Origin of the sequence: Pseudomonas fluorescens (genome assembly GCF_001307155.1) — a bacterium.
In the GTDB taxonomy this organism is placed as follows: Bacteria; Pseudomonadota; Gammaproteobacteria; order Pseudomonadales; family Pseudomonadaceae; genus Aquipseudomonas; species Aquipseudomonas helvetica.
The window spans coordinates 1,171,594-1,196,931 of sequence record NZ_CP012830.1 but is presented as its reverse complement, the minus strand read 5'-3'; the positions used below and the strand labels follow the sequence as shown (position 1 = coordinate 1,196,931).

At 58.8% G+C, this 25,338-nt stretch carries 21 protein-coding genes; 8 read left to right on the top strand and 13 right to left on the bottom strand.

Annotation, left to right across the window (positions count from 1 at the left end; translation table 11 throughout):
• Nucleotides 1-5: 5 nt before the first annotated feature.
• Complete coding sequence (locus AO353_RS05425; RefSeq protein WP_054594037.1) at nt 6-722, bottom strand: ABC transporter permease; 717 nt, start codon at nt 720-722, stop codon at nt 6-8.
• Between the two features lie 485 nt (nt 723-1,207).
• On the opposite strand from AO353_RS05425, the gene AO353_RS05420 reads away from it, so the two are divergent.
• Together AO353_RS05420 and AO353_RS05415 are read left to right on the top strand one after the other, a co-directional pair.
• Complete coding sequence (locus AO353_RS05420; protein ID WP_054594036.1) at nt 1,208-2,791, top strand: peptide chain release factor 3; 1,584 nt, start codon at nt 1,208-1,210, stop codon at nt 2,789-2,791.
• Between the two features lie 327 nt (nt 2,792-3,118).
• Nucleotides 3,119-3,361, top strand: coding sequence for a hypothetical protein (locus AO353_RS05415; RefSeq protein ID WP_371917627.1), 243 nt, complete (start codon nt 3,119-3,121; stop codon nt 3,359-3,361).
• A 120-nt stretch (nt 3,362-3,481) separates the two neighbouring features.
• Here the strand turns inward: AO353_RS05415 and AO353_RS05410 are convergent, their stop codons facing one another.
• From AO353_RS05410 to AO353_RS05370, 9 genes are all read right to left on the bottom strand, one after another.
• Nucleotides 3,482-4,453: a peptide ABC transporter ATP-binding protein gene (locus AO353_RS05410; RefSeq protein ID WP_054594034.1), complete on the bottom strand. Its 972-nt coding sequence runs from the start codon at nt 4,451-4,453 to the stop codon at nt 3,482-3,484.
• Complete coding sequence (locus AO353_RS05405) at nt 4,453-5,421, bottom strand: ABC transporter ATP-binding protein (protein ID WP_054594033.1); 969 nt, start codon at nt 5,419-5,421, stop codon at nt 4,453-4,455. Before AO353_RS05405 ends, AO353_RS05410 begins: the two co-directional genes overlap by 1 nt.
• 10 nt (nt 5,422-5,431) lie before the next feature.
• The gene (locus tag AO353_RS05400) at nt 5,432-6,343 is read right to left on the bottom strand and encodes an ABC transporter permease subunit (protein WP_054594032.1); all 912 of its coding nucleotides are present in this window, start codon (nt 6,341-6,343) and stop codon (nt 5,432-5,434) included.
• Between the two features lie 10 nt (nt 6,344-6,353).
• On the bottom strand, nt 6,354-7,364 hold the full coding sequence (locus tag AO353_RS05395; RefSeq protein WP_054594031.1) for an ABC transporter permease subunit: 1,011 nt from the start codon (nt 7,362-7,364) through the stop codon (nt 6,354-6,356).
• 74 nt (nt 7,365-7,438) lie between these two features.
• On the bottom strand, nt 7,439-9,034 hold the full coding sequence (locus AO353_RS05390; RefSeq protein ID WP_054594030.1) for an ABC transporter substrate-binding protein: 1,596 nt from the start codon (nt 9,032-9,034) through the stop codon (nt 7,439-7,441).
• A 78-nt stretch (nt 9,035-9,112) separates the two neighbouring features.
• Nucleotides 9,113-10,507, bottom strand: coding sequence for an OprD family porin (locus AO353_RS05385; RefSeq protein WP_054594029.1), 1,395 nt, complete (start codon nt 10,505-10,507; stop codon nt 9,113-9,115).
• A 170-nt stretch (nt 10,508-10,677) separates the two neighbouring features.
• Nucleotides 10,678-12,279 (bottom strand): ABC transporter substrate-binding protein, encoded by a 1,602-nt coding sequence (locus tag AO353_RS05380; protein ID WP_054594028.1) that lies wholly within the window; start codon nt 12,277-12,279, stop codon nt 10,678-10,680.
• Nucleotides 12,280-12,581: 302 nt separating this feature from the next.
• Nucleotides 12,582-14,207, bottom strand: coding sequence for an ABC transporter substrate-binding protein (locus tag AO353_RS05375; protein WP_054594027.1), 1,626 nt, complete (start codon nt 14,205-14,207; stop codon nt 12,582-12,584).
• Nucleotides 14,208-14,465: 258 nt separating this feature from the next.
• Nucleotides 14,466-16,067 (bottom strand): ABC transporter substrate-binding protein, encoded by a 1,602-nt coding sequence (locus tag AO353_RS05370; RefSeq protein ID WP_054594026.1) that lies wholly within the window; start codon nt 16,065-16,067, stop codon nt 14,466-14,468.
• Between the two features lie 506 nt (nt 16,068-16,573).
• On the opposite strand from AO353_RS05370, the gene AO353_RS05365 reads away from it, so the two are divergent.
• Nucleotides 16,574-16,960: a DUF6124 family protein gene (locus AO353_RS05365; RefSeq protein ID WP_054594023.1), complete on the top strand. Its 387-nt coding sequence runs from the start codon at nt 16,574-16,576 to the stop codon at nt 16,958-16,960.
• Between the two features lie 154 nt (nt 16,961-17,114).
• On the opposite strand, the gene AO353_RS05360 is transcribed toward AO353_RS05365, so the two are convergent.
• Together AO353_RS05360 and AO353_RS05355 are read right to left on the bottom strand one after the other, a co-directional pair.
• On the bottom strand, nt 17,115-17,492 hold the full coding sequence (locus AO353_RS05360; protein WP_054594025.1) for a hypothetical protein: 378 nt from the start codon (nt 17,490-17,492) through the stop codon (nt 17,115-17,117).
• The gene (locus tag AO353_RS05355; RefSeq protein ID WP_054594024.1) at nt 17,489-18,838 is read right to left on the bottom strand and encodes a hypothetical protein; all 1,350 of its coding nucleotides are present in this window, start codon (nt 18,836-18,838) and stop codon (nt 17,489-17,491) included. Before AO353_RS05355 ends, AO353_RS05360 begins: the two co-directional genes overlap by 4 nt.
• Before the next feature lie 478 nt (nt 18,839-19,316).
• Here AO353_RS05355 and AO353_RS05350 point away from each other — a divergent pair, with 478 nt between their 5' ends.
• On the top strand, nt 19,317-19,703 hold the full coding sequence (locus AO353_RS05350) for a DUF6124 family protein (protein ID WP_054594023.1): 387 nt from the start codon (nt 19,317-19,319) through the stop codon (nt 19,701-19,703).
• Between the two features lie 46 nt (nt 19,704-19,749).
• Here the strand turns inward: AO353_RS05350 and AO353_RS05345 are convergent, their stop codons facing one another.
• On the bottom strand, nt 19,750-20,466 hold the full coding sequence (locus tag AO353_RS05345) for an SIMPL domain-containing protein (protein WP_054594022.1): 717 nt from the start codon (nt 20,464-20,466) through the stop codon (nt 19,750-19,752).
• Between the two features lie 379 nt (nt 20,467-20,845).
• Here AO353_RS05345 and AO353_RS05340 point away from each other — a divergent pair, with 379 nt between their 5' ends.
• The 4 genes from AO353_RS05340 (at nt 20,846) to AO353_RS05325 (ending at nt 25,338) form a co-directional block, all read left to right on the top strand.
• Complete coding sequence (locus AO353_RS05340) at nt 20,846-22,108, top strand: ATP-binding protein (protein ID WP_054594021.1); 1,263 nt, start codon at nt 20,846-20,848, stop codon at nt 22,106-22,108.
• Nucleotides 22,101-22,661: a response regulator transcription factor gene (locus AO353_RS05335; RefSeq protein ID WP_054594020.1), complete on the top strand. Its 561-nt coding sequence runs from the start codon at nt 22,101-22,103 to the stop codon at nt 22,659-22,661. The genes AO353_RS05340 and AO353_RS05335 overlap by 8 nt, the downstream gene beginning before the upstream one ends.
• 96 nt (nt 22,662-22,757) lie before the next feature.
• Entirely contained in the window at nt 22,758-24,485 is a 1,728-nt protein-coding gene (locus AO353_RS05330) for an ABC transporter ATP-binding protein/permease (protein WP_054594019.1), read from the top strand.
• A gap of 106 nt (nt 24,486-24,591) precedes the next feature.
• A complete protein-coding gene (locus tag AO353_RS05325) occupies nt 24,592-25,338 on the top strand; it encodes a FadR/GntR family transcriptional regulator (RefSeq protein ID WP_054598177.1) in 747 nt (248 codons plus the stop codon).

Sequence of the window (25,338 nt, the reverse complement as noted above, 5' to 3'; positions counted from 1 at the left end):
CGGATTCAGGACTGGGGTAAACCGCGTTCCAGCCAAAGTCGGCTGGCCAGTGTCACCAGACCGTCGAGCAGTAACGCCAGCAGGGCGGTGCAGGCTGCGCCGAGAATCAATTGCGGCTGGTTGTTCAAGGCAATGCCGGGGAAAATCAGGCTGCCCAGGCTGTTGGCGCCGATCAGGAACGCCAGCGGCGCAGTGCCGACGTTGATCGCCAGTGCGACGCGCACGCCGCCGATAATGATCGGCATCGCGTTCGGCAGTTCGACCCGCCAGAGCACTTGGCGTGGGGTCATGCCGATGCCGATGGCCGCTTCCTTGAGTGAGCCCTGAACGTTTTTCAGGCCTTCGTAGGTGTTGCGCACGATGGGTAACAGGGACGCGAGGAACAGCGCGAAGATCGCGGGGCCGCTGCCGATCCCGAGTATTCCCAGGGCGATGGCCAGTACGGCGAGAGGCGGGACAGTGTTGCCGATGTTGAAGAGCTGCATGAAGCGTTCGGCGCGTCCGACCATGGTCGGGCGGCTGAGGAGGATACCGGCGGGGATGCCCACAACGAGGGCGGCCAGCATGGAAACGAGGACGAGAATCAGATGAGCTTGCAGGTAAAACAACAAATCGTCGCGGTACAGGTCGATCGTGTTGATGCCGATCCAGTGGATCAGCAGGGCCAGAAGGGCGACGACAACCGCTCCTCCTATCAGCCCTTTGCCATAGCGAATAGCCACAGGCGGACTCCTTTATTTCAGTCGGCGAACAGCGCTTCGTGTGGCAACGCCATACTTGGCTGCCGAAGACACTGTTCGCGAAAAGCAGCTCGTCAATGCCGGCAAAGCGGCATGAGATCGAGCCATAAGCGCAGCCTCGTCAGGCTGACTTGCTGATATTTCAGCCCCTGGCGACAGGTCGTAACAGGGGAGTGGACGGCTCCACGGTTTAAAAGGTTCCCACGTTAGACAGTATTTGGCCACCCCGGTCGCCTCTCACTCCGTAGCAACTGCCGAGCCTGCGAGGCTGCGTTCGGCGGCGAAGCCGTCGTAAAGCCGTTACACACGGTATACCTGAAAGACCGCATTGTTTGATTTACGGCCGCTTCGCCGCCGAACGCAGCCTCGCAAGCTCGGCAGCTGCTACAGGGCGAATGGTGGTCCGTAGATGTCGTTTTGAGCTATACTCGCCGCCCTTTTTTGAATCACCTGCCAGGCGATTTCCCATGACCAAACAGGCCGCCGAAGTCGCGAAACGCCGCACTTTCGCCATTATTTCCCACCCCGATGCGGGTAAGACCACCATCACCGAGAAGCTCTTGCTGATGGGCAAGGCGATTGCGGTTGCCGGCACGGTGAAGTCTCGCAAGTCCGACCGCCATGCCACCTCCGACTGGATGGAAATGGAAAAGCAGCGTGGTATTTCCATTACCACGTCGGTCATGCAGTTCCCGTATCGCGATCACATGATCAACCTGCTCGACACTCCGGGCCACGAAGACTTCTCCGAAGACACCTACCGCACCCTGACGGCGGTCGACTCGGCATTGATGGTCCTCGACGGCGGTAAGGGTGTAGAGCCACGGACCATCGCCCTGATGGACGTTTGCCGTCTGCGTGACACGCCGATCGTCAGCTTCATCAACAAACTCGACCGCGACATTCGTGACCCGATCGAACTGCTCGACGAAATCGAAGCCGTCCTGAAGATCAAGGCTGCGCCGATCACCTGGCCGATCGGTTGCTACCGCGATTTCAAAGGCGTCTATCACCTCGCCGACGACTACATCATCGTCTACACCGCAGGCCACGGCCACGAGCGGACCGATGTGAAAATCATCGAGAAGCTCGACTCCGATGAAGCCCGCGCGCATTTGGGTGACGAGTACGAGCGCTTCATCGAACAGCTGGAACTGGTGCAAGGCGCCTGCCACGAATTCAATCAACAGGAATTCCTGGACGGCCAACTGACCCCGGTGTTCTTCGGTACCGCGTTGGGCAACTTCGGGGTCGATCACGTGCTCGACGCCGTGGTCGACTGGGCACCGAAGCCGCTGGCTCGTGTCGCCAACGAGCGTACCGTGGAACCGGTAGAAGAGAAGTTCAGCGGCTTCGTGTTCAAGATCCAGGCGAACATGGACCCTAAACACCGCGACCGCATTGCCTTCATGCGTATCTGCTCCGGCAAGTACGAAAAAGGCATGAAGATGCGCCATGTGCGCACCGGCAAGGACGTCCGGATCGGCGACGCGCTGACCTTCTTCTCCTCCGAGCGTGAGCAGCTGGAAGAAGCGTTTGCCGGCGACATTATCGGTCTGCACAACCACGGCACCATCCAGATCGGCGACACCTTCACCGAAGGCGAAGCCCTGGGCTTCACCGGTATCCCGCACTTCGCCCCGGAACTGTTCCGTCGCGTACGCCTGAAGGATCCGCTGAAATCCAAGCAACTTCGCCAGGGCTTGCAGCAGCTGGCCGAAGAGGGCGCGACCCAGGTGTTCTTCCCGGAACGCAGCAACGACATCATCCTTGGCGCCGTCGGTGTGCTGCAGTTCGATGTGGTCGCCAGCCGCCTGAAAGAGGAATACAAGGTCGAATGCGCCTACGAGCCGGTCACCGTGTGGTCCGCGCGCTGGATCGATTGCAGCGATAAGAAGAAGCTCGAAGAGTTCAGCGTCAAGGCTGTGGAAAACCTCGCCCTCGACGGCGGCGGCCACCTGACTTACCTGGCCCCGACCCGAGTCAACCTGGCGCTGATGGAAGAGCGCTGGCCGGACGTGAAATTCCGTGCGACGCGTGAGCATCATTAATTTGTAGAAGCACGGCTTGCCGGCGATGGCGATTTCGAATTTGCCATCGCGAGCAAGCTTAGTTCCTACAGGCTGATTGGTTGTATCCCAAGCCCCGTTGCGTAAGCTGCGGGGCTTTTTATTGGGCAAGTCGCCACCAGTGCCCAGTGGCAATTAAATAGCGATTCGACCTAGCCATTATTCCAAACCTGTCTTTTGGCAAACGGCAATTGGCGACCATCGTTAGTGTCCTATCTGGTCAATCCGATCTATCCAGACTAGATTTCAGACAGCGCTACGCTCGTTGGACATACGATCCGTAGCTACTCGTGATTCACCTACGAAAGGATGGAATCAGCTATGAGCATTTTTCAACGCATGGTTTTACTGATCAAAGTGCTGGTGCTGCTGTCGGTGGGCACTTCGGCAGCGTGGGCGAGCAGCGGCGCGGTGCAGGACCAGGGTTTTTGGGCAGCAAAAAGTGTGCAGGGCAGTGGCTTGGTGGTTGCCACCGGTGATCAGAGTCAAAGTGACACTAAAGGCGATGAGGACCCATCCTCCGACGATTCCGAAGACGATACCCAGGGTTAAGGCTTAAGGATTCAGACAAAAGAACCCTCCTCCTGTCGGACTGATGCGCAGTCCGACAGGAGGAGGGTTGGTCAACGCGTTTCAAAAAGCGCCCCGAGAGGGCGCTTTTTCATGCCCGGCCTAGACGACGAATTGCTCGGCGTAATGGCAGGCCACCTGGCGGCTGTCGAGCTGGCGCAGGGCCGGCTCTTCTTTGCTGCACAGTTCGGTGGCGTACGGGCAGCGCTTGTGGAACGCACAGCCGGACGGCGGGTTCAGCGGGTTCGGCAGTTCGCCGACGATCTTGATTTTCGGCTTGGTCGGATCTGGATGGATCGTCGGCGTGGCCGACAGCAGGGCCTGGGTGTACGGGTGCAGAGGACGGGTGTAGATGTCTTCTTTCGGGCCCATTTCCACCGGCCGGCCGAGGTACATCACCAGCACCTGGTCGGCGACGTGACGCACCACCGCCAGGTTGTGGGAGATGAATACATAGGCGGTGTTGAACTCTTGCTGCAGGTCCATGAACAGGTTCAGCACCTGGGCCTGAATCGACACGTCCAGCGCCGAGGTCGGTTCGTCCGCGACCAGCACTTTGGGTTGCAGCATCATGGCGCGCGCCAGGGCGATCCGTTGGCGCTGGCCGCCCGAGAACATGTGCGGATAACGCTGGTAGTGCTCAGGACGCAAGCCGACCTGCTTCATCATCGCCTGGACTTTTTCACGGCGTTCGGCCGCGGAAAGCTTGGTGTTGATCAATAATGGCTCTGCAAGCTGATCGCCGATTTTCTGCCGTGGGTTCAACGACGCGTAAGGGCTCTGAAAGACCATCTGCACGTCTTTGCGCAGCTGTTTACGTTCGGCCTTGTTGGCGCCGGTGACTTCCTGCCCGGCGATTTTCAACGAGCCCGAAGACGGCTCTTCGATCAGCGTCAGGGCGCGGGCCAGGGTCGACTTGCCGCAGCCGGATTCGCCAACCACGGCGAGGGTTTTGCCGGCTTCGAGTTCGAACGACACACCATTGAGTGCGCGTACCAGCGCGGTGCCTTTGAACAGGCCGCGGGAGACTTCGTAGTGACGGGTCAGGTCACGGGCGGTGAGAACGACGGCCATTACGCCACCTCCTGATTCAAAGGATAGAAGCAGCGGGCGAGGCTGTTGCTTTTCGGGTCCAGGCCTGGACGTTGTTGACGGCAGCTGTCCTGCACGTACGGGCAGCGCGGCGACAGCAGGCAGCCTTGCGGACGGTCATAGCGACCGGGAACAATGCCCGGCAGGGTGGACAGGCGCGAGGAACCCAGGCTGTGCTCGGGAATAGCCTTGAGCAGCGCTTCGCTGTACGGGTGCGCAGGGATGTCGAACAACTGCGGCACCTGACCGACTTCTACCGCTTGGCCGGCATACATCACGCATACGCGCTGGGCGGTTTCGGCTACCACGGCGAGGTCGTGAGTGATCAGCACCAGGCCCATGTTCTGCTCTTTTTGCAGCGCCAGCAGCAGGTCCATGATCTGCGCCTGAATCGTCACGTCCAGTGCGGTGGTCGGTTCGTCGGCGATCAGCAGTTTCGGCTCGCCGGCAATCGCCATGGCAATCGCCACACGTTGGCTCATACCGCCGGACAGTTGGTGCGGGTAGGCATCCATACGGCTCGCGGCGCCCGGGATTTCGACTTTTTCCAGCAGCTCGATGGCGCGCTTGCGGGCATCCTTGCTGGACATTTTCAGGTGCAGGCGCAGTACTTCTTCGATCTGAAAGCCGACGGTGTAGCTCGGGTTCAGCGCGGTCATCGGGTCCTGGAAGACCATGGCCAGGTCTTTGCCAACGATTTGCCGACGCTGACGATTGCTGAGCTTGAGCATGTTCTTGCCGTCGAAATTCAGGGCGTCAGCGGTGACGATCCCCGGGTGTTCGATCAGGCCCATCAGCGCCATCATGGTCACGGATTTACCGGACCCCGACTCGCCAACGATGGCCAGGACTTCGCCCTTGTCCACGGAAATGTCGAGACCGTCGACCACCGGAACGGCGTTCTTGTCGCCGAAGCGAACGTTGAGATTCTTGATTTCCAACAGTGACATTTGAATCTCCTCAGGCGGCGTTCTTGAGTTTCGGGTCCAGCGCGTCGCGCAGGCCGTCGCCCATCAGGTTGATTGCCAGCACGCTGAGCAAAATGGTCAAGCCAGGCAGGCTGACGACCCACCAGGCGCGTTCGATGTAGTCGCGAGCCGAAGCCAGCATGGTGCCCCACTCAGGGGTTGGCGGTTGTACGCCAAGGCCGAGGAAGCCCAGTGCTGCGGCATCGAGAATCGCCGAGGAGAAGCTCAGGGTCGCCTGAACGATCAGCGGCGCCATGCAGTTGGGCAGCACGGTGATGAACATCAGGCGCGGCAGACCGGCACCGGCCAGGCGCGCGGCGGTCACGTAGTCGCGGTTCAGTTCGCCCATGACCGCAGCGCGGGTCAGACGAACGTAGGCCGGCAGGGACACCACGGCGATGGCGATCACGGTGTTGATCAGGCCAGGGCCGAGGATAGCGACGATCGCCACAGCCAGCAGCAAGGACGGCAGGGCCAGCATGATGTCCATCAGGCGCATGATGGTCGGGCCCAGCAGGCGCGGGAAGAACCCGGCGAACAGACCCAGCAGGATCCCCGGAATCAGCGACATGACCACCGACGACAGGCCGATCAGCAAGGACAGGCGCGAACCATGGATCAGGCGCGACAGCAGGTCGCGTCCCAGCTCATCGGTACCGAGCAGGAATTGCATCTGCCCATTTGCCAGCCAGGCCGGCGGGGTCAGCAGGAAGTCGCGGAACTGCTCGCTCGGGTTATGCGGAGCAACCCATGGGGCGAAAATCGCGCAAAAAATAACCAGCAGCATGAACAACAGGCCGGCGACGGCGCCCTTGTTCTTGGAGAACGCTTGCCAGAACTCTTTGTACGGCGACGGATAAAGCAGGCTTTGGTCGACTGCTACGGCGGTAGTTGGAGTACTCATACGTAGGGTCTCAGCGCTGGTGACGGATGCGTGGGTTTGCGAAGCCATAAAGAATATCCACTACAAAGTTGACCAGAATCACCAGGCAGGCGATTAACAGAATTCCGTTTTGCACCACGGGGTAGTCCCGGGCGCCAATGGCTTCGATCAGCCATTTGCCGATACCGGGCCACGAGAAGATGGTTTCGGTCAGGACCGCACCGGCCAGCAATGTGCCGACCTGTAGGCCGACCACGGTCAGTACCGGGATCAAGGCGTTGCGCAGGCCGTGAACGAACACTACGCGCGACGGCGACAGGCCTTTGGCCCGGGCGGTGCGGATGTAGTCTTCACGCAGGACTTCGAGCATCGAGGAACGGGTCATCCGGGCGATCACCGCCAGCGGGATGGTGCCGAGCACGATGGCCGGAAGAATCAGGTGGTGCAGGGCGTCGAAGAACGCGCCGGTGTCATTGGCCAGCAGGGTGTCGATGAGCATGAAGCCGGTTCTTGGCTCGATGTCATACAGCAGGTCGATCCGCCCGGACACCGGGGTCAGGCCCAGGGATACGGAGAAGAACATGATGAGAATCAGGCCCCACCAGAAAATCGGCATCGAATACCCGGCAAGGGAGATGCCCATCACCCCATGGTCGAACAGGGACCCTCGCTTCAGCGCCGCGATCACCCCGGCCAGCAGGCCGAGAACGCCGGCGAACAGCAGGGCTGCCATGGACAGTTCCAGGGTGGCGGGGAACAGCGAGGTGAATTCAGTCCATACGCTTTCACGGGTCCGCAGGGATTCACCCAGGTCGCCGTGGGCCAGTTTGCCGATGTAGTCCAGATACTGGGCATACAGCGGTTTGTTCAGACCAAGGCGTTCCATTGCCTGAGCATGCATTTCGGGATCGACCCGACGTTCGCCCATCATGACTTCCACGGGGTCGCCGGGAATCATGCGAATCAACGCGAAAGTCAGCAAGGTGATGCCGAAGAACGTGGGGATCAATAATCCCAATCGGCGGGCAATAAAACTAAACATCTTGTGGTGTACCTCATCAGCCGGTTAGGCGTTCCCGGCAGCGTTGGGGTCAACGTTGCCGGGCGTTTTCTTATCTACTTCACTTCGGTAGTAGCGAAGTTGTTTGTGGTCAGGGGGCTCTGGTGGAAGCCCTCGACGTTTTTACGCATGGCGGTAAATATTTTCGGGTAAGCCATTGGAATCCATGGCTGCTCCTTGTCGAAAACTGTCTGGGACTGTTCATAGAGTTTTTTCCGTTCCCCAGAGTCGGTGCCGGCGCGAGCCTTGTCGATCAGGTCCTGGAACGTTCTGTTGCACCAGCGGGCGTAGTTCTCGCCGTTTTTTGCAGCCTCGCAACTCAGGTTCGGAGTCAGGAAGTTGTCCGGATCTCCGTTATCTCCTGCCCAGCCAGCCGAGACCATGTCGTGTTCCCCGTTCTTGGCGCGTTTGAGCATCTCGCCCCACTCCATCACGCGGATATCGACCTTTATACCGATCCTGGCCAGGTCCGACTGCATCATTTGTGCACCGAGCATCGGGTTCGGATTGGTCGGTCCGCCGCCGTTGCGCGTGAACAGGGTGAACACCGTACCTTCCGGCACACCGGCTTCCTTGAGCAGTGCACGCGCCTTGTCGAGGTCACGTGGAGGGTTCGTCAATGTGTCGTTGAAGCCTAGCAGGGTCGGCGGATACGGGCCGGTGCCGACCACTGCGTTGCCTTTACCGTACAAGGCATCAGTGTAGGCCTCCTTGTCGAAAGCGATATTGATTGCATGGCGAACCCGTGCATCGCTCATGTATTTGCGTGTGGTGTTCAGAGCGGTGTAGCTGGTGGTCATGGCCGCTATTTCATCGACCTTCAGGTTCTGGTCAGCCTTGATGCTCTGGATATCATCCGGTTTCGGATAGAGGGCGATCTGGCACTCGTTGGCCTTGAGCTTTTGCAGGCGAACGTTGTTGTCGGTGGCGATGGCCAGAATCAGCGCGTCAGCCGGTGGCTTGCCACGGAAGTACTCCGGGTTGGCCTTGAAGCGAACCTGAGCATCCTTGGCGTAACGCTGGAAGATGAACGGGCCGGTACCGACGGGCTTGTTGTTCAGGTCGCCGGTCTTGCCGGCCTTGAGCAACTGGTCGGCGTACTCGGCGGAGTAGATCGAGGAGAAGGCCATGGCGATGTCCGCCAGGAACGGCGCTTCACGGCGGGTCAGGGTGAATTTGACCGTATTGTCGTCGACCTTCTCGACACTTTTGAGCAGCTCTTTGAAGCCCATGCTTTCAAAGTACGGGAAGCCCACGCTCGACTTGGTGTGCCACGGGTGGTTCGGGTCCAGCTGACGCTGGAAACTCCAGACCACGTCGTCGGCATTCATGTCGCGGGTCGGCTTGAAGTATTCGGTGGTGTGGAACTTGACGCCTTTGCGCAAGTGGAACGTGTAGGTCAGACCGTCCTCGCTGATGTCCCAGGAGTCGGCCAGTGCCGGAATCACTTCAGTGGTGCCGGGCTTGAAGTCCGCCAGACGGTTGAAGATGGTTTCGGCCACCGCATCGGCTGTGACTGCAGTCGTGTACTGGACCATATCGAAGCCTTCCGGGCTGGCTTCGGTACAGACCACCAAGGGTTTGGCCGAGGCGCCAATAGCGACACTCAGCAGCGCGGCGGCGATGGCCGCACGTAGGGGTAGCATTTTCATCAAGAGCCCTCTGCAATCGGTTGAACAGGAAAAAACCAGACGGCCGACTCATCGTGAGTCAACCGTTTGGCAGCGCTTTTACAGAATGTTGAACGGGATGGTGGTCACGAGACGGAACTCGTTGATGTTGCCGTCGCCCTGGTTCGCGCTTGCACGGTGAGTGGTGTAGGTCGCGCGAACGGTGGTGGCTTTAAGCGGGCCACTTTGTACGGCGTAGGAAGTACCGATGCCGTATTCATAGTGGTGTTCGCCATCCAGGTTTTTCACGTCATAGGCAGTCCCGGTGTAGTGCGTACCGTCGATGCCCCAGCCGCGAGCCTGGTAGATGTTGAACTTCAAACCGGGCACGCCGTATTCAGCCATGTTCAGGCCGTAGGCGATCTGGAAGGATTTCTCGTTCGGACCGTTGAAGTCCGACAGCAGGGAGTTGGCCAGGTAGATGCCGTTGGTTTCGTGCAGGTAGTCGAAGTACTCGTCACCGACAATTTGCTGCCAGGAGAATGTCAGGCTGTGGGCCTGGTGGGTCAGGCCGAACGACAGGGAGTAGGCATCGTTGTCGATTTTCCCCATTTCCTTTTTGCCGGTGTCGAGGGTCTTGTAGTAGTTCAGGCCGGTGGTCAGGCCCAGCACCGAGCTATCGCCCAGTTCGTGGGTGGCGCCGAAGTAGTACTGATTCCAGAAGTCTTCGACATTCGCGACGTACAGGCTGGTCTTCAGGCTTTTGAACGGCTGATAGTTCAGACCCGCGGTATTCACGTGATCGGTTTCGGCGTTGTTGTTGTTATATTCGGAGCGGAATTTCGACAGGCTTTGTTCGGTCCGTGGCGATACGCGGTCGAACGTGCCGAGATCGAACGACAGGTTATTGAACTCTTCGCTGTGGATCGACACACCTTCAAAGCTTGAAGGCAGTGGACGGTTTCCGATGACATCGACAATCGGGGTGCTGAAGTTCTGACGGCCGGCGGTCAGGGTGGTGTTGGAAATACGTGCCTTGACGTTCGCCAGGCCGAGCTTGCTCCACTGATCTACCGGATCGCCATTGTTGTCACTCAGGGTGCGGTTGTTTGCACTTGCGCCACCGCTGCCAGCGGCAACGTCGTGACGGCTGCGATCCAGAGCAATCGCGTTATACGCCGCGATCTCGGTACTGATACCGACCGTGCCTTGGGTAAAGCCCGAGGTGTAATTGAGAATCGTGCCTTGAACCCAGTTTGTACGACGTGGAGTCGTGGTGAGTACGCCATCTTTTTGGTATTTGAAGCGGTCATCACGACGCTTCAATTCGTTTGCGTACCAGTTGCGGGTGGATCCCGACAGGCTCTGACCTTCGATAAAACCCTTGGTATCAGCCTGGGCATTGGTGGTGCTCAGGCCGGTTGGAACGAAATCCTGGCTTGCAGGTTCAGCGTAGGCGGTAGCCGTGACGCTGCTGATGGCCAAGGCCAATATCGCGGTGCTGCTCAGTTTCATGGGTGAAGCTCCTTTCTTTCTTTTTTTAATGCCGGTCTTTTTTGGTGATCCGGCTATTTGGTTTTGAACTCATTCACGTATCGCAAACGTTTGCATTTGGCGTGTTCGCCGAATTCAGGCAACACCTTTGCGTGAGGGCGAAAATCGCCCTCAGGTTTTTGGCTAATCAGTTATTGGTCGATGCTGACACCCGAGAAGACGTTACGGCCGAAGGGGCTGACCTTGAATCCTTCGACTTTGGCGCTCAACGGCTGGTTGACCGTCGAGTGGGCGACAGGCGTGATCGGCACTTGCTGCTTGAGCAATTGCTGAGCCTGTTTGTAGAGCACCGTGCGTTGCTCACGGTCGGTGACAATCTTGGCTTGCTTGATCAGCTTGTCGTATTGCGGGTCACACCACATGGAGTAGTTGTTGCCGCCAATCGCGTCGCAGCTGTACAGGGTGCCCAGCCAGTTGTCCGGGTCCCCGTTGTCGCCGGTCCAGCCGATCAGGCTGATGTCGTGTTCGCCATTCTTGGTGCGCTTGATGTACTCGCCCCATTCGTAGCTGACGATCTTTACTTTCAGGCCGATTTTCGCCCAGTCCGACTGCAGCATCTCAGCCATCAGCTTGGCGTTCGGGTTGTACGGACGCTGTACCGGCATGGCCCAGAGTGTGATCTCGGTGCCTTCCTTGACCCCGGCAGCCTTGAGCAATTCCTTGGCTTTTTCCGGGTTGTAGGCGGCGTCTTTGATGGTTTCGTCGTAGGACCACTGGGTCGGTGGCATGGCGTTGACCGCCAGTTGGCCGGCGCCCTGGTACACCGCCTTGAGAATCCCCTGCTTGTTCACCGCCATGTCCAATGCCTGGCGTACTTCGAGCTGGTCGAAGGGTTTGTGCTGCACGTTGTAGGCGATGTAGCCAAGGTTGAAACCGGGCTTCTCGATCAGTTGCAGCTTGGGGTCGTTTTTCAGCGCGTCGACATCGGCCGGACGTGGGTGCAGGGTGATCTGGCACTCGTTTTTCCTGAGCTTCTGCACGCGCACCGACGCATCGGTGTTGATGGCGAAAATCAGCTGGTCGAGCTTGACCCGGCTCGGGTCCCAGTACTGCTTGTTGCCGGTGTAACGTATGTTGGAGTCTTTCTGGTAGCTCTTGAACACGAACGGCCCGGTGCCGACCGGCTTCTGGTTGATGTCGCTCGGCTTGCCGGACGCGAGCAACTGGTCGGCGTATTCGGCGGAAAGAATCGCGGCGAAACTCATGGCGATGTTCTGAATGAACGCGGCGTCTACCGAGTTCAGGGTCATGACCACGGTCAACGGCCCGGTCTTCTCGACCTTGGCGATGTTCTTGTTCAGACTCATCCCGTTGAAGTACGGAAACTCGGTCGGGTAAGCCTTGCGGAATGGATGCTCGGTATCGAGCATGCGATTAAAGGTGAACAACACATCGTCGGCGTTGAAGTCGCGGCTCGGTGTGAAGTACTGGGTGGTGTGAAATTTCACCCCTTCGCGCAGGTGGAACGTGTACTTGAGACCATCCTCGGAAATATCCCAACGTGTGGCCAGGCCCGGTACAACATTGGTGGAGCCTTTTTCGAACTCGGCCAGCCGGTTGTACAACGGTTCGGCGGCGTCATTGTCGGTCGCAGTGGTGTACTGCGCGGTGTCGAAGCCCGCCGGGCTGCCTTCAGAGCAAAACACCAGGCTGTTATTGGCGGCCTGGCTGATTGACGTGGCGGCCAACAGACCGGTGCCCAGTAATGCGGATAAAACCAAGGTATGGCGCATAACGCTCCCTCTCTTTTTAGGTGTTAAACAGTGAGTCGTCGTCCCGTCCTGGGACGTGCAGACATCACTGATCCAAAGCCATGGGGTCAGCAGTTGCCAGCCGTAGCGAAAAAACGGCCGTACCCCGACGGTATGAGTCGAAGGTCAGGCGGTAAATGCGTAAGGCCTGAAAAACAGGTAGGAAAAGGCGACACGTCCTAAGCCCGCTGCAGTGGTCCGCAGTGGTTTGGGAAGTAGGCGAATTCCAGCTGTCTTGGCAGATAAGGCAACGGCGACGTCAGGGACGTCACCGTTGCAAAACCTTATTTGCTGACGCTGACTCCGTAGAAGGAGTTCAAGCCAAACGGGCTGATCTTGAAGTCCTGCACGTTGTCGCGCATGGGTTGGAACACCGTCGAGTGAGCGATAGGTGTCATTGGAACGGCGTCTTTGAGGACGTGTTGCGCCTGTTTGTACAGTTCGGTGCGCTTGGCCTGATCGGTGGTGCGCTTGGCTTCTTTCACGATGCCGTCAAACTTCTTGTCACACCATTTGGAGAAGTTGTTGCCCTGCAGCGAATCGCAGCCGAACAGCACGTTCAGCCAGTTGTCCGGGTCACCGTTGTCGCCGCTCCAGCCAATCAGCATCGCGCCGTTTTCGCCGCCTTTGGAGCGCTTGATGTACTCGCCCCACTCATAGGTCACGATCTTGGCCTTGATACCGATCTTGGCCCAGTCGGACTGCAGCATTTCAGCCATCAGCTTGGCGTTCGGGTTGTAAGGACGTTGCACCGGCATCGCCCACAGGTTGATCTCGGTGCCTTCCTTGATGCCGGCTTCCTTGAGCAGCTGTTTGGCTTTCTCAGGGTTGTATGGCGCATCCTTGATGGTGGTGTCGTAGGACCACTGGGTTGGCGGCATGGCGTTGACCGCCAGTTGACCCGCACCCTGGTAAACCGAGTCGATGATCTGCTGTTTGTTGACGGCCATGTCCAGTGCCTGACGCACTTTCAGTTGAGCCATCGGGTTCGGCTGATCGCTGCCCTTGATCTTGTCCATCACGTTGTAGGCGATGTAACCCAGGTTGAAACCAGCCTGGTCAGGCACCTTCAGGGTCTTGTCTTCTTTCAGCGCCTTCAGGTCAGCCGGGCGTGGGAACAGGGTGATCTGGCACTCGTTCTTTTTCAGCTTCTGAATACGTACCGACGGGTCGGTGGTGATGGCGAAGATCAGGTTGTCGATCTTGACGTCGTCAGGCTTCCAGTAGTCCTTGTTCCCGGTGTAGCGGATGTTGGAGTCTTTCTGGTAGCTCTTGAACACGAACGGACCAGTGCCGACCGGCTTCTGGTTGATGTCGGCGGCTTTGCCTTCCTTGAGCAGCTGGGCAGCGTACTCGGCGGACTGGATCGAAGCGAAGCTCATGGCCATGTTCTGGATGAACGCGGCATCAACTTCCTTGAGGGTGAACTTGACGGTGTGATCGTCGACTTTATCGATCTTGGTGATGTTGGTGTCCATCCCCATGTCGGTGAAGTACGGGAATTCGGTCGGGTACGCCTTACGGAACGGGTCATCCTTGTTAATCATACGATTGAAGGTGAACAGCACGTCGTCGGCGTTGAAGTTACGGGTCGGCGTGAAATACGGCGTGGTGTGGAACTTCACCCCATCGCGCAGATGGAAGGTGTAAGTCAGGCCATCGGGGGAAATGTCCCAGCTGGTGGCCAGGCCAGGAACAACGGCGGTGCCGCCACGTTCGAACTGGCTCAAACGGTTGAACATGGTTTCTGCTGAGGCGTCGAAGTCGGTTCCGGTGGTGTACTGACCAGGATCAAAACCGGCCGGGCTCCCTTCGGAGCAAAACACCAGGTTAGTCGCCGCTTGGGCGAAAGGTGCGCTAGCTAATAAGCTTGCGCCGACTAAAAACGGAATGACCGCGTGTTTAAGCATGGTGGCCTCATGATTTGTTGTCATTTTTGGAATTAGAGGACGACCTCGTGAGTCGACCTGCCGATACTTATGCAGGGCCCATACCCAATGCAAGATGCCGGGGAGCTACAAGCCTTAAACAGTGGCACGAACGTACCTAAATGTCGCATATGTATAAAAGTTGACGCATTTGACCGTTTGCGGTCGTATTTCTCGGTGCAAACGACGCACCATTGAGGTGCGGCCAGGGCGCCTGGCGCACCCGGCCGGAGCGTGGTGTTACTTATTTATACCCACGCCATAAAAGGGTGTGAGGCCGAACGGGCTGATCTTGAAGTCGGAAACTTCCTTGCGCAGAGGTTGAAAAACCGTCGAGTTGGCGATCGGTGTGATAGGCACTTGTTGCTTAAGGATTTTTTGTGCCTGTTGATAGAGCTTGACCCGCTCGTCACGGTCAGTGGAGACCTTGGCCTGCTGAACCAGCTTGTCGTACGCCGGGTCGCACCACTTGGCGTAGTTGCTACCTTTTACGGCGGCGCAGCTGTAGAGCACGCCGAGCCAGTTGTCCGGGTCACCGTTGTCGCCGGTCCAGCCGTAGATCATCGCGTCGTGCTCGCCGTTCTTGGCGCGCTTGATGTACTCGCCCCATTCATAGCTGACAATGTTGGCCGTGATGCCGACCTTGGCCCAGTCCTGCTGGATCATCTGTGCCGACATTCGCGCGTTCGGGTTGGACGCCCGCTGCACGGTCATTGCCCACAAATTGATGGTGGTACCGGGGGCAACCCCTGCTTCTTTTAGTAGCGCCTTTGCCTTGGTCGGGTCGTAGGGTGCGTCCTTGATGGTCGGGTCATACGACCATTGCGCTGGCGGCAGGGCGTTCTGCGCCAGTTGCCCGGCGCTTTGATAGACGGCCTTGATGATCGCCGGCTTATCGATGGCCATGTCCAGCGCCTGGCGAACCTTGAGCTGGTCCAGTGGCGGGTGGGATACGTTGTAGGCCAAGAAGCCAAGGTTGAAACCGGCTTGCTTGAGCACCCGCAGATTCGGGTCCTGCTCCATCACCTCGATGTCGGCCGGTCGCGGATAACCGCTGACCTGGCACTCGCCGGTCTTGAGCTTTTGCAGGCGCACGGCGGCATCCGGGGTGATCGAGAAAATCAGGTTGTCGAGTTTCACATCCTCGGGTTTCCAGTAGGCGCGGTTGGCGCTGTAGCGGATCTGCGAGTCCTTCTGATAACGCTTGAACACAAAGGGCCCGGTGCCGACCGGCTTCTGGTTGAGGTCGGCGGCTTTGCCTTCTTTGAGCAACTTGTCGGCGTACTCGGCGGACTGGATCGAGGCGAAGCTCATCGCCAGGTTCTGCACAAACGCGGCGTCGATGTTGTTCAGGCTGAAGCGCACCGTATGCTCATCGAGCTTATCGACACTTTTGATCGTGGTGTTCAGGTCCATGTCGGTGAAGTACGGCGACTCGGTGGGGTAGGCCTTGCGAAACGGGTTTTCAGGGTCGAGCAAGCGCTGGAAGGTGAACAGCACATCGTTCGCATTGAAATCGCGGCTCGGCGTGAAGTAGTCGGTGGTATGAAACTTCACCCCGTCACGCAGGTGGAAAGTGTAGGTCAGGCCGTCTTTGGAGACCTCCCAACTCGTTGCCAACCCCGGCTCGACTTCGGTGCCACCGCGTTTGAACTGGGTGAGACGGTTGAAGACTGTTTCGGCCGAGGCATCGAAATCCGTGCCGCTGGTGTACTGGCTCGGGTCGAACCCGGCAGGACTGGCTTCGGAGCAGTAGACCAGGGTCGTCGCGGCCTGGGCGAATGGGGCGATGGTGGCGAGGGTGAGGGCAAGCAGAAGCGGTTTGACGGTGGTTCTATCCATGGAGTCCCCGAGGGTTTGGCGGCGGCTTTTTCTGGAGAGTAGCGTTGTTGACGGGGAGCGCGGAAATATCAGTTTGTTAGGGGGACCCCTCTGTTTGGGCATACACAGGCCTCTGTCAAACGGAGCCGCCACCCATTCGTTACCGACATTTACGGTAACAACAGAGTTCGCTCCTACAAAAAGCGCTGTCAGCCGAGGGCATGAGGACGAATGTTCCGACGAGTTGTGGCGGTTGCGTTGGGTTTGGGGCTGCGCCTAACCTTTGGCTGTCGCTGAAAACTCAGCGAACGGGAGTGAGATCCCGGCAAAGAGTATGAATCGAGTGCCAGTACCACCATAATTGCCGCCAGCTTATCCGCTGTTCGCAATGCTTTATGGCGACTGTGTGCGGGCAGGCTTCGGTCTGGCCGGTTCTACTCCCGGTAATCTCACACCGCACACAGCTGCCACCCCTTCGCCGAGTGAGATCGGCAAGAGATGGCTCCCAAAATGAGTGGAGTATTCACATGGACAAGTTAATCCCCGATCCCCCCGCACCCGACGACGTTTCCCCGTACGAATCCCTTGATTCCAAAAAGCTCCACGATGCTGCCCACCGGGCGCTGGATCACTACCTGAAACCGACGCTCGCCAAACTGCGCTTCAGCGATTTGCGTTCCGACCGGTTATTCAGTGTCGCCCCTGATGTGGGCACTGAAAGCCTGTTGGCCAATGCCTCGGAAGACCTGGCGTCGGTGAAGGTCATGGCCGCCGACCTGGCGTTCGAGATCGAAGGTTCGCGGCGCCATGTGGCGTTGGCGATTTGTCGGCTGGTGGATGGGGTGCAGTTGCTGGTGGACAGGGCACTGGATGATTTCGATGTGCCGGAGCCAGCGGAGTACCAGGTCAAGTAGGGCGCAGTGGGTCAGTCAGCGGAAGGCTGGCTGACCCACCTCAACTTCAAGGCATCAACACTTCAATCGAGCCATCGGCGGTCATGTTGACCTGGCTGGTGCCGGCTTCGACATCCGGAGTGACCGGTGCGGGACCCATACGACGATTCGGCTTCTATAGGCATTCGCTCAATACCCCTAGAACAAGTACACCGCCGAAAGAAAAAGCCGCCATTCGAAACGGAATAATGACCCAGCGTCGTAGATGCGGGGGAAAGCGCCTGATGTCTTCAAGCGCCTGCGGGTTGTTTATTAGCAACACAGAAGCGCGCCCGCGAAGTATTGCAGTGATTTGGCTGAGTCTGTACCTGCGGCCGTATAAGCCATTGCCCATATCCCGGCGGTTGCTTTGAACGAGATAACAGTGCGTGAGGTGAGACTCAATTTCGTCGAGTTTGAAAAGGCTCACGTACGCCATGACGGCCAAGTTGATAAAAATCAGCGTGAACAAGACAACAGCAACAGCCGCGTAAAGCAACTTCGTTTCATTCATGGCGTTGTAGCTTCGTAAATGATTTCACCGGCGGATTCCAGGGCTTTCGAGCCTAGATTTCCTCCAACAGATGCTGTCGCGCCACTTAAAACCAAGACGCATATTACGCCTCCAATTCCGCGAGTTTTCAGCGCCAAACCCGCACAATACTCCATTGTGACAGGTGCGGCATAAGCACCCGCGATGGCTGAGCCTCCAACGTTGCCGGCCAACTTTCCTCCTTCTATGAGTTTCACCTTCCGGCACTCTTCGTTGGTTCCGGTGCGACAGACTTCATTGATTCGCATAGCTGAGGCCCCTGTCGCTAAGCCGATGCCGACATATCCTCCTGCCTGCATGAACCTCGCGGCCCGTGCTACTCCTTCAATGTTCGTGGCATAACCCGGCAACTGCGCCGGCGCTCCTGCCTTATTCCAATGGTGAATCGTTCTACGAGACGACAGCCCCAGCGCACGTTTGAGCTTGGGATGATCTGGAATTCCGATGCCCTTGCGCACCAAAGGTCCCAGACTGGCATCCAGCTTTGCCATCAGGCGTTTGCGTTGGGCAAAGAACTCTGGTGAGTGCAGGTGACCGTATTGGCGGTAGTGCTGTTGATGCAGCTCCTCGAAGTGTTTCAGTGTGATTTTCAGCGTTTCCAGATGTTGCCCGATCATGAAAGAAGCCACACCCAACGACCCCGCCGACACCTCAAGAAACGGCTCAATCACCTCATGATGCTCAACCATGAACGAAGCTTCTTCATCGCTAAGATCCTTGAGCGCTTCGTTGACCTTATTTGCAGCGATCATCAATTGCGCCTCCTCCCGGCGACACATGTAATGCCGAGGATCGCTGAAGATCACCATCTGCCCGGGCTTCACCTGTTCGCCGAGATGCCGGTTGAGCGAGCGGAACACTTTGCGCAAGGCATCGCTGGGCGGGTTTTCGTACAGTGAGCGTTCCAGTGTTTCGAGACTCATCGGCCGCTGGATGACGTGAAACCCTGATTCGACCGGTTGGGGCAGAGTGAAGGCGTGTTCTTCGACCAGATGCTGCGCCGGTGGCGGTTCGGATTTAGGCTTGTACGCATTCCACGAGGCGCCGCCGTTATCGGGGGCGACGCGTGGTGCCACCATCACCCAGTCGCCGCTGCTGACGGCGTCGATGAGTTTTTTCTGATGGGCGGTCTGCATGTAGTTGGAGCGATGGGCGCCGACGGAGCTCAGCAGGTCGTCGAAGCCTTGCAGATTGTCTGGAGAACTCAGGGCCTGGCGCAGGTCGTAGGCCGCCTGGCTGCTGTCGAGCACCTGGCCGCGCTGGCCGCGCCGGCCGGCGAGTTGGCTTTTGGGGATGAGTTTGGTCACGCCCGTGTCCCGTTCCGTGGAAACGGGCGACTGTGGCGAGTGGACTCAGGAAATGATGCCGGGAGATTCGGTGACGGATGTAGGGATGATCCGATTCGTTGGCATGCCGACATTAACGTTTACAACACCAGCGACTCCTACAAAAAGCGCTGTCAGCCGAAGGCATGAGGGCGATTGTTCCGACGAGTTGTGGCGGTTGCGTTGGGTTTGGGGCTGCGCCTAACCTTTGGTTGTCGCTGCAAAATCAGCGATCAGGTGTGGAAACCTGGAATCTCAGTAGGCGTATAGCCTCACCACCGCAATCGTTGCCGATGTATTCTCTCGTCGGCAAGAAGAGCGTCATGGCGGCTGTGCGTGGGCAGACTTCGGTCTGACCGGGGTCCTACTGTCCCGTTTTCCACCCCACGTATAGCCGCCACCTATTTGCCGTGTGGAAATGGCAAAAGATGGCTCCAATTTGCGAGTAAGGAGCATCTGCATGGACAAGTTAATCCCCGATCCCCCCGCACCCGACGACGTTTCCCCGTACGAATCCCTTGATTCCAAAAAGCTCCACGATGCTGCCCACCGGGCACTGGATCACTACCTGAAACCGACGCTCGCCAAACTGCGCTTCAGCGATTTGCGTTCCGACCGGTTATTCAGTGTCGCCCCTGATGTGGGCACTGAAAGCCTGTTGGCCAACGCCTCGGAAGACCTGGCGTCGGTGAAAGTCATGGCCGCCGACCTGGCGTTCGAGATCGAAGGTTCGCGGCGCCATGTGGCGCTGGCGATTTGTCGGCTGGTGGATGGCGTGCAGTTGCTGGTGGACAGGGCGCTGGATGATTTCGATGTGCCGGAGCCAGCGGAGTACCAGGTCAAGTAGGGCACAGTGGGTCAGTCAGCGGAAGGCTGGCTGACCCACCTCAACTTCAAGGCATCAACACTTCAATCGAGCCATCGGCGGTCATGTTGACCTGGCTGGTGCCGGCTTCGACATCCGGGGTCACCGGTGCCGAGTCCATGCCCGCGGCTTTCATCATCATTGGCGCACGCAGGTAAGGCTGTGGATAACCGTTGCTGTTGAGGTTCAGGTTGACGATTTTGTAACCCTTGCCGCCCAGTGCATCAGTGGCCAGTTGGGCGCGGGCCTTGAAGGCGGTGACGGCTTCCTTGAGCAGCGCATCTTCGCTGGCCTTGCGGGTCGGGGTGGCGATGGCGAAGTCCATGCCGCCCATTTTCAGGTCGGTCAGCAGTTCGCCGGTGAGCGTGGACAGCGCCGCGAAGTTCGAGCTTTCCAGGCGCAGTTCGGCACGTTCACGCCAGCCAGTGATCTTCTGGCCCTTGGTGTCGTAGATCGGGTAGCTGTGACGGCTGCCCTGACGCAGGGTGATGTCCTTGACCTGTTTGGCCTGGGCCAGCGCCTTGTTCATGGTGGTACTGACGTCGGCGGCGAGTTTCGCCGGGTCGGTGTTTTGTTCTTCGGTGTAGAGGGTCACGATCATCAGGTCGCGGGCCACTTCCTGACTGACTTCGGCGCGCAGGGAAATCTGGTTGTAGTGAAGTTCGTCGGCGGCCAATGCCGGCAGGCTGGCAACGGTGCCGACACTGAGGGCGAGAAGGGCGGCGCTGCGGCGCAATGTGTTCATGAAAGCTCCTTGGATGATGCGCAGGGGTTATGGTCCGAGCCTGCGTGAAACCATCAGACTGTAGCTTTTATTGTCGGGTTCACCCGATTACAACTTCTATACAGATCTGACCGCCTACCGTTCCCCTTGGCAGAAGAGCTTTTGTGGCGAGGGAGCTTGCTCCCGCTCGGCTGCGAAGCAGTCGTAATCCTGTGTACGCGGTTCTCCAGATATACCCAGTCGACAGGTTTTGGGCCTGCTTCGCAGTCCATCGGGGGCAAGCCCCCTCACCACAATGGATCTTCAATGTCCTGTGGCGCTTTGCCGCACTTTTGCCTGTCGGGGCCCTCGCTTGGTTATACTCGACGCGATCCGCCTGGAGCGCTCATCAGGAGAGCTCATGCTCGCCCCCGTACAACTGCTTTCCGCGACTCGCCAGAACCTCTGGCGACTGACGTTCATCCGCACCCTGGTGCTGGCCGCTCAGGCCGGTTCGGTGGGGCTCGCCTACTGGTTCAACCTGTTGCCGCTGCCGTGGTTTCAACTGGCGGCGACCCTCGTTTGCTCGATGCTGTTGTGTGCCTTTACCGCGATCCGCTTGCGCACTTCGTGGCCGGTCACCGAGCTCGAATACGCCGTGCAACTGGCCTGCGACCTGTTTATCCACAGTGCGCTGCTGTATTTCTCCGGTGGTTCGACCAACCCGTTCGTTTCCTATTACCTGGTGCCGCTGACCATCGCTGCCGTCACGCTGCCGTGGCGTTATTCGGTGATTCTCTCGGGCATCGCGCTGGCGATGTACACCTTGTTACTGGCGCAGTTTTACCCGCTGGAAACATTCCCGATGTACCGGGAAAAGATGCAGATCTACGGCATGTGGCTGAGTTTTGCCTTGGCCGCTGCGGTGATTACCTTCTTTGCTGCGCGGATGGCCGAAGAGTTGCGCCGCCAGGAAGAACTGCGGGCGATTCGTCGGGAAGAAGGTCTGCGCGATCAACAATTGCTGGCCGTGGCGACTCAGGCCGCTGGCGCCGCTCACGAACTGGGTACGCCGCTGGCGACCATGAGCGTGCTGCTCAAGGAAATGCAGCAGGATCATCACGACCCGTTGCTGCAAGATGACTTGAGGGTGCTTCAGGATCAGGTGAAGCTGTGCAAGGAGACTTTGCAACAGCTGGTTCGCGCCGCCGAAGCCAATCGTCGGCTGGCGGTGGAGGTGCAGGGCGTCAGCGTCTGGCTCGATGAAGCGCTTAACCGCTGGCACCTGATGCGTCCCGAAGCGACCTACCGCTTGCGGCGCCTGGGACTTGGCGATGAGCCGCGTCTGGCGCCGCCGCCAGACTTGACCCAAGCCTTGCTGAACTTACTGAACAACGCCGCCGATGCCTGCCCCGAAGGGCTGGAAGTGACGCTGAACTGGGATTCCGTCGAGCTGACCATCAGTATTCGCGACCATGGCGCCGGTGTGCCGCTGGCGATTGCCGAACAGATCGGCAAACCGTTTTTTACCACCAAGGGCAAAGGTTTCGGCCTGGGCCTGTTTTTGAGCAAGGCCAGCGTGACACGCGCTGGCGGCTCAGTGAAACTCTACAGTCATGAGGAAGGCGGTACGCTCACCGAGCTGCGCCTGCCCCGTGTCGCCCGAGGAGACGAACATGAGTGACGAGATCCAAGTCGAAGGCGAAGAGCTGCCGCATTTGTTGCTGGTAGACGACGACGCAACATTCACCCGTGTCATGGCCCGCGCCATGAGCCGCCGTGGCTTTCGGGTCAGCACCGCAGGCTCTGCCGAAGAAGGCCTGACCATCGCTCAGGCCGATCTGCCTGATTTTGCCGCGCTGGACCTGAAAATGGACGGCGATTCGGGCCTGGTGCTGCTGCCCAAGCTGCTCGAACTCGACCCGGAAATGCGCGTGGTGATCCTCACCGGTTACTCGAGCATTGCTACTGCCGTCGAGGCGATCAAACGCGGTGCCTGCAACTACCTGTGCAAACCGGCCGACGCCGATGACGTGCTGGCCGCTTTGCTCTCAGAACACGCCGACCTTGATACCCTGGTGCCGGAAAACCCGATGTCGGTGGACCGCCTGCAATGGGAGCACATCCAGCGCGTGCTGACCGAGCATGAAGGCAACATCTCCGCCACTGCCCGCGCCCTGGGCATGCACCGGCGCACCCTGCAGCGCAAACTGCAGAAGCGTCCCGTTCGTCGCTGAACCGGCGCTGAACGGTTATCGCCAGGCCTCGCGACAACCCGAGCCGATCATCTATGATCGGCTTGTGCCTGTTCTTTTCTTTATCGAGTCTGAACCATGAATCAGAACGCTGAATATTCCGCGGTCAACGACAGTGTGCGCGGGCAGTTTTTTCGCCGTGTCTGGCAGATGATCACGCCGTACTGGCGCAGTGAAGAGAAGGGTACGGCCTGGGCACTGCTGGTTGCGGTGATCGTGCTATCGCTGATCAGCGTGGGGATCTCGGTGTGGTTCAACACCTGGTACAAGGACTTCTACAACGCCCTGCAAAAGAAGGACGAAGCGGCGTTCTGGCATCTGATCCTGTATTTCAGCGCGATTGCCGCGGTGGCGATTGTCGGTGCGGTGTACCGGCTCTACCTGACCCAGATGCTGACCATTCGCTGGCGGGCCTGGCTCACCGAGAAGCACTTCGCCCGTTGGCTCGGCGACAAGAATTACTACCAGCTGGAGCAGGGCGGTTACACCGATAACCCGGACCAGCGGATTTCCGAAGACCTTAACAACTTCACGTCCAACACCCTGGCTTTGGGGCTGGGCCTGATCCGCAATATCGTCAACCTGGTGTCGTTCTCGATCATCCTGTGGGGGGTGTCGGGCAGTATCGAGGTGTTTGGCTTTACCATTCCCGGCTACATGTTCTGGTGCGTGCTGGTCTATGCGACGGTTGGCAGCTGGCTGACGCATTTGATCGGTCGCCGCTTGATCGGTCTGAATAACCAACAACAACGCTTCGAAGCCGACCTGCGTTTTTCCATGGTCCGGGTGCGTGAAAACGCCGAGAGTATCGCCCTGTACAACGGCGAACCGAACGAACATCAGCGCTTGAGCACACGGTTTGGCAGGGTCTGGCACAACTTCTGGGACATCATGAAAGTGTCCAAGCGCCTGACCTTCTTTACCTCCGGTTACGGCCAGATCGCGATTATCTTCCCCTTCATGGTCGCTGCGCCGCGCTACTTTGCCGGCAAGATCGAACTCGGTGAACTGATGCAAATCAGTTCGGCCTTCGGCAACGTGCAGGAGAGTTTCAGCTGGTTCATCAGTGCGTACCAGGACCTCGCCTCGTGGCGCGCCACCTGCGACCGTTTGCTGAGTTTCCGTCAGGCCATGAGCGAAAACGAAGAGCGCCAGCCGGCCATCGACGTGCAGAATCAGGGCTCGGAGCTGAAGATCCACAACCTGGGTCTGGACCTGGCCGACGGTCGTCACTTGCTGACTAATGCCGACATGACGGTAGAGGCGGGCGAGCGCGTCATGCTCAGCGGTCGTTCCGGCAGTGGCAAATCCACCTTGCTGCGGGCGATGGGACACCTTTGGCCTGCGGGGCACGGCAACATCCGACTGCCGGCTGCGCGTTATCTGTTCCTCCCGCAAAAGCCGTATCTGCCGATTGGCAGCCTGCGTGACGCCCTGAGTTATCCACAGGCCGGCGACACCTACACGCACGAGCACTACGCGCGTGTGCTGGAAACCTGCCGTTTGCCGCATCTGGTTTCCCGTCTCGACGAAGCCAATCACTGGCAGCGAATGCTCTCACCGGGTGAGCAGCAACGTCTGGCGTTTGCCCGAGCGCTGCTCTACGCGCCGCAATGGCTGTACATGGATGAAGCGACTTCGGCGATGGACGAAGAGGATGAAGCGTCGCTGTATCAGGCACTGATCGATCACTTGCCAGGCCTGAGCATCGTCAGCGTCGGCCATCGCAGCAGCCTGAAACGTTTCCATCCACGGCATGTGCGGATCGACAGCGGGCATCTGCTGGAGCAGACCGTTACCGCGTAAACACTGTCTCGCTTGCTCCTACGGGGCGAAGTTCACCGGCAGTGATCGTACAACTGCGCTGCGCTATGATGCGTTCACCACCGTTTGCCTGAGACTGATGTTCACCATGGAAAACCCGATCGACGCCCCCCGTCTTCCGCGCAAGCGCCGCAGCCTCGCGCAGGAATTGGTTACGGTGCTGTCCGAGCAGATTCGCGACGGCATGCTCAAGCGTGGCGACAAGTTGCCCACCGAGTCGGCGATCATGGAAGCACATGGCGTCAGCCGCACCGTGGTGCGTGAAGCGATATCGCGTTTGCAGGCGGCGGGGCAGGTTGAAACCCGTCATGGCATCGGCACGTTTGTGCTCGACACGCCGAGCCCAAGCGGCTTTCGCATCGATCCGGCGACCGTGGTGACCTTGCGCGATGTGCTGGCGATCCTGGAGTTGCGCATCAGCCTGGAAGTGGAGTCCGCAGGTTTGGCCGCGCAACGCCGCAGCCCCGAACAGTTGGCCTTGATGCGCGCAGCTCTGGATGCCCTCAACGAAAGCGCGGCCCACGCCGGCGATGCGGTGGCATCGGACTTCCAGTTCCATTTGCAGATTGCCCTGGCCACCGGCAACCGCTACTTCACCGACATCATGACCCACCTGGGCACCAGCATCATTCCGCGTACCCGGCTCAATTCTGCGCGGCTGGCCCACGATGACCAGCAGCACTACATGAATCGCCTGGCGCGTGAGCACGAAGAAATCTACGACGCCATCGCCCGCCAGGATTCGGACGCGGCCCGAGCGGCCATGCGCCTGCACCTGACCAACAGCCGCGAACGACTGCGCCATGCCCATGAAGAGGCAGAAGCGCAGCGCTGA

What these genes read in the sequence shown, in the direction of transcription:
- AO353_RS05420 (WP_054594036.1), top strand. Translation starts at nt 1,208, where the DNA reads ATGACCAAACAGGCCGCCGAAGTCGCGAAACGCCGCACTTTCGCCATT.
- AO353_RS05415 (WP_371917627.1), top strand. Translation starts at nt 3,119, where the DNA reads ATGGAATCAGCTATGAGCATTTTTCAACGCATGGTTTTACTGATCAAA.
- AO353_RS05410 (WP_054594034.1), bottom strand. Translation starts at nt 4,453, where the DNA reads ATGGCCGTCGTTCTCACCGCCCGTGACCTGACCCGTCACTACGAAGTC.
- AO353_RS05405 (WP_054594033.1), bottom strand. Translation starts at nt 5,421, where the DNA reads ATGTCACTGTTGGAAATCAAGAATCTCAACGTTCGCTTCGGCGACAAG.
- AO353_RS05400 (WP_054594032.1), bottom strand. Translation starts at nt 6,343, where the DNA reads ATGAGTACTCCAACTACCGCCGTAGCAGTCGACCAAAGCCTGCTTTAT.
- AO353_RS05395 (WP_054594031.1), bottom strand. Translation starts at nt 7,364, where the DNA reads ATGTTTAGTTTTATTGCCCGCCGATTGGGATTATTGATCCCCACGTTC.
- AO353_RS05390 (WP_054594030.1), bottom strand. Translation starts at nt 9,034, where the DNA reads ATGAAAATGCTACCCCTACGTGCGGCCATCGCCGCCGCGCTGCTGAGT.
- AO353_RS05385 (WP_054594029.1), bottom strand. Translation starts at nt 10,507, where the DNA reads ATGAAACTGAGCAGCACCGCGATATTGGCCTTGGCCATCAGCAGCGTC.
- AO353_RS05380 (WP_054594028.1), bottom strand. Translation starts at nt 12,279, where the DNA reads ATGCGCCATACCTTGGTTTTATCCGCATTACTGGGCACCGGTCTGTTG.
- AO353_RS05375 (WP_054594027.1), bottom strand. Translation starts at nt 14,207, where the DNA reads ATGCTTAAACACGCGGTCATTCCGTTTTTAGTCGGCGCAAGCTTATTA.
- AO353_RS05370 (WP_054594026.1), bottom strand. Translation starts at nt 16,067, where the DNA reads ATGGATAGAACCACCGTCAAACCGCTTCTGCTTGCCCTCACCCTCGCC.
- AO353_RS05365 (WP_054594023.1), top strand. Translation starts at nt 16,574, where the DNA reads ATGGACAAGTTAATCCCCGATCCCCCCGCACCCGACGACGTTTCCCCG.
- AO353_RS05360 (WP_054594025.1), bottom strand. Translation starts at nt 17,492, where the DNA reads ATGAATGAAACGAAGTTGCTTTACGCGGCTGTTGCTGTTGTCTTGTTC.
- AO353_RS05350 (WP_054594023.1), top strand. Translation starts at nt 19,317, where the DNA reads ATGGACAAGTTAATCCCCGATCCCCCCGCACCCGACGACGTTTCCCCG.
- AO353_RS05345 (WP_054594022.1), bottom strand. Translation starts at nt 20,466, where the DNA reads ATGAACACATTGCGCCGCAGCGCCGCCCTTCTCGCCCTCAGTGTCGGC.
- AO353_RS05340 (WP_054594021.1), top strand. Translation starts at nt 20,846, where the DNA reads ATGCTCGCCCCCGTACAACTGCTTTCCGCGACTCGCCAGAACCTCTGG.
- AO353_RS05335 (WP_054594020.1), top strand. Translation starts at nt 22,101, where the DNA reads ATGAGTGACGAGATCCAAGTCGAAGGCGAAGAGCTGCCGCATTTGTTG.
- AO353_RS05330 (WP_054594019.1), top strand. Translation starts at nt 22,758, where the DNA reads ATGAATCAGAACGCTGAATATTCCGCGGTCAACGACAGTGTGCGCGGG.
- AO353_RS05325 (WP_054598177.1), top strand. Translation starts at nt 24,592, where the DNA reads ATGGAAAACCCGATCGACGCCCCCCGTCTTCCGCGCAAGCGCCGCAGC.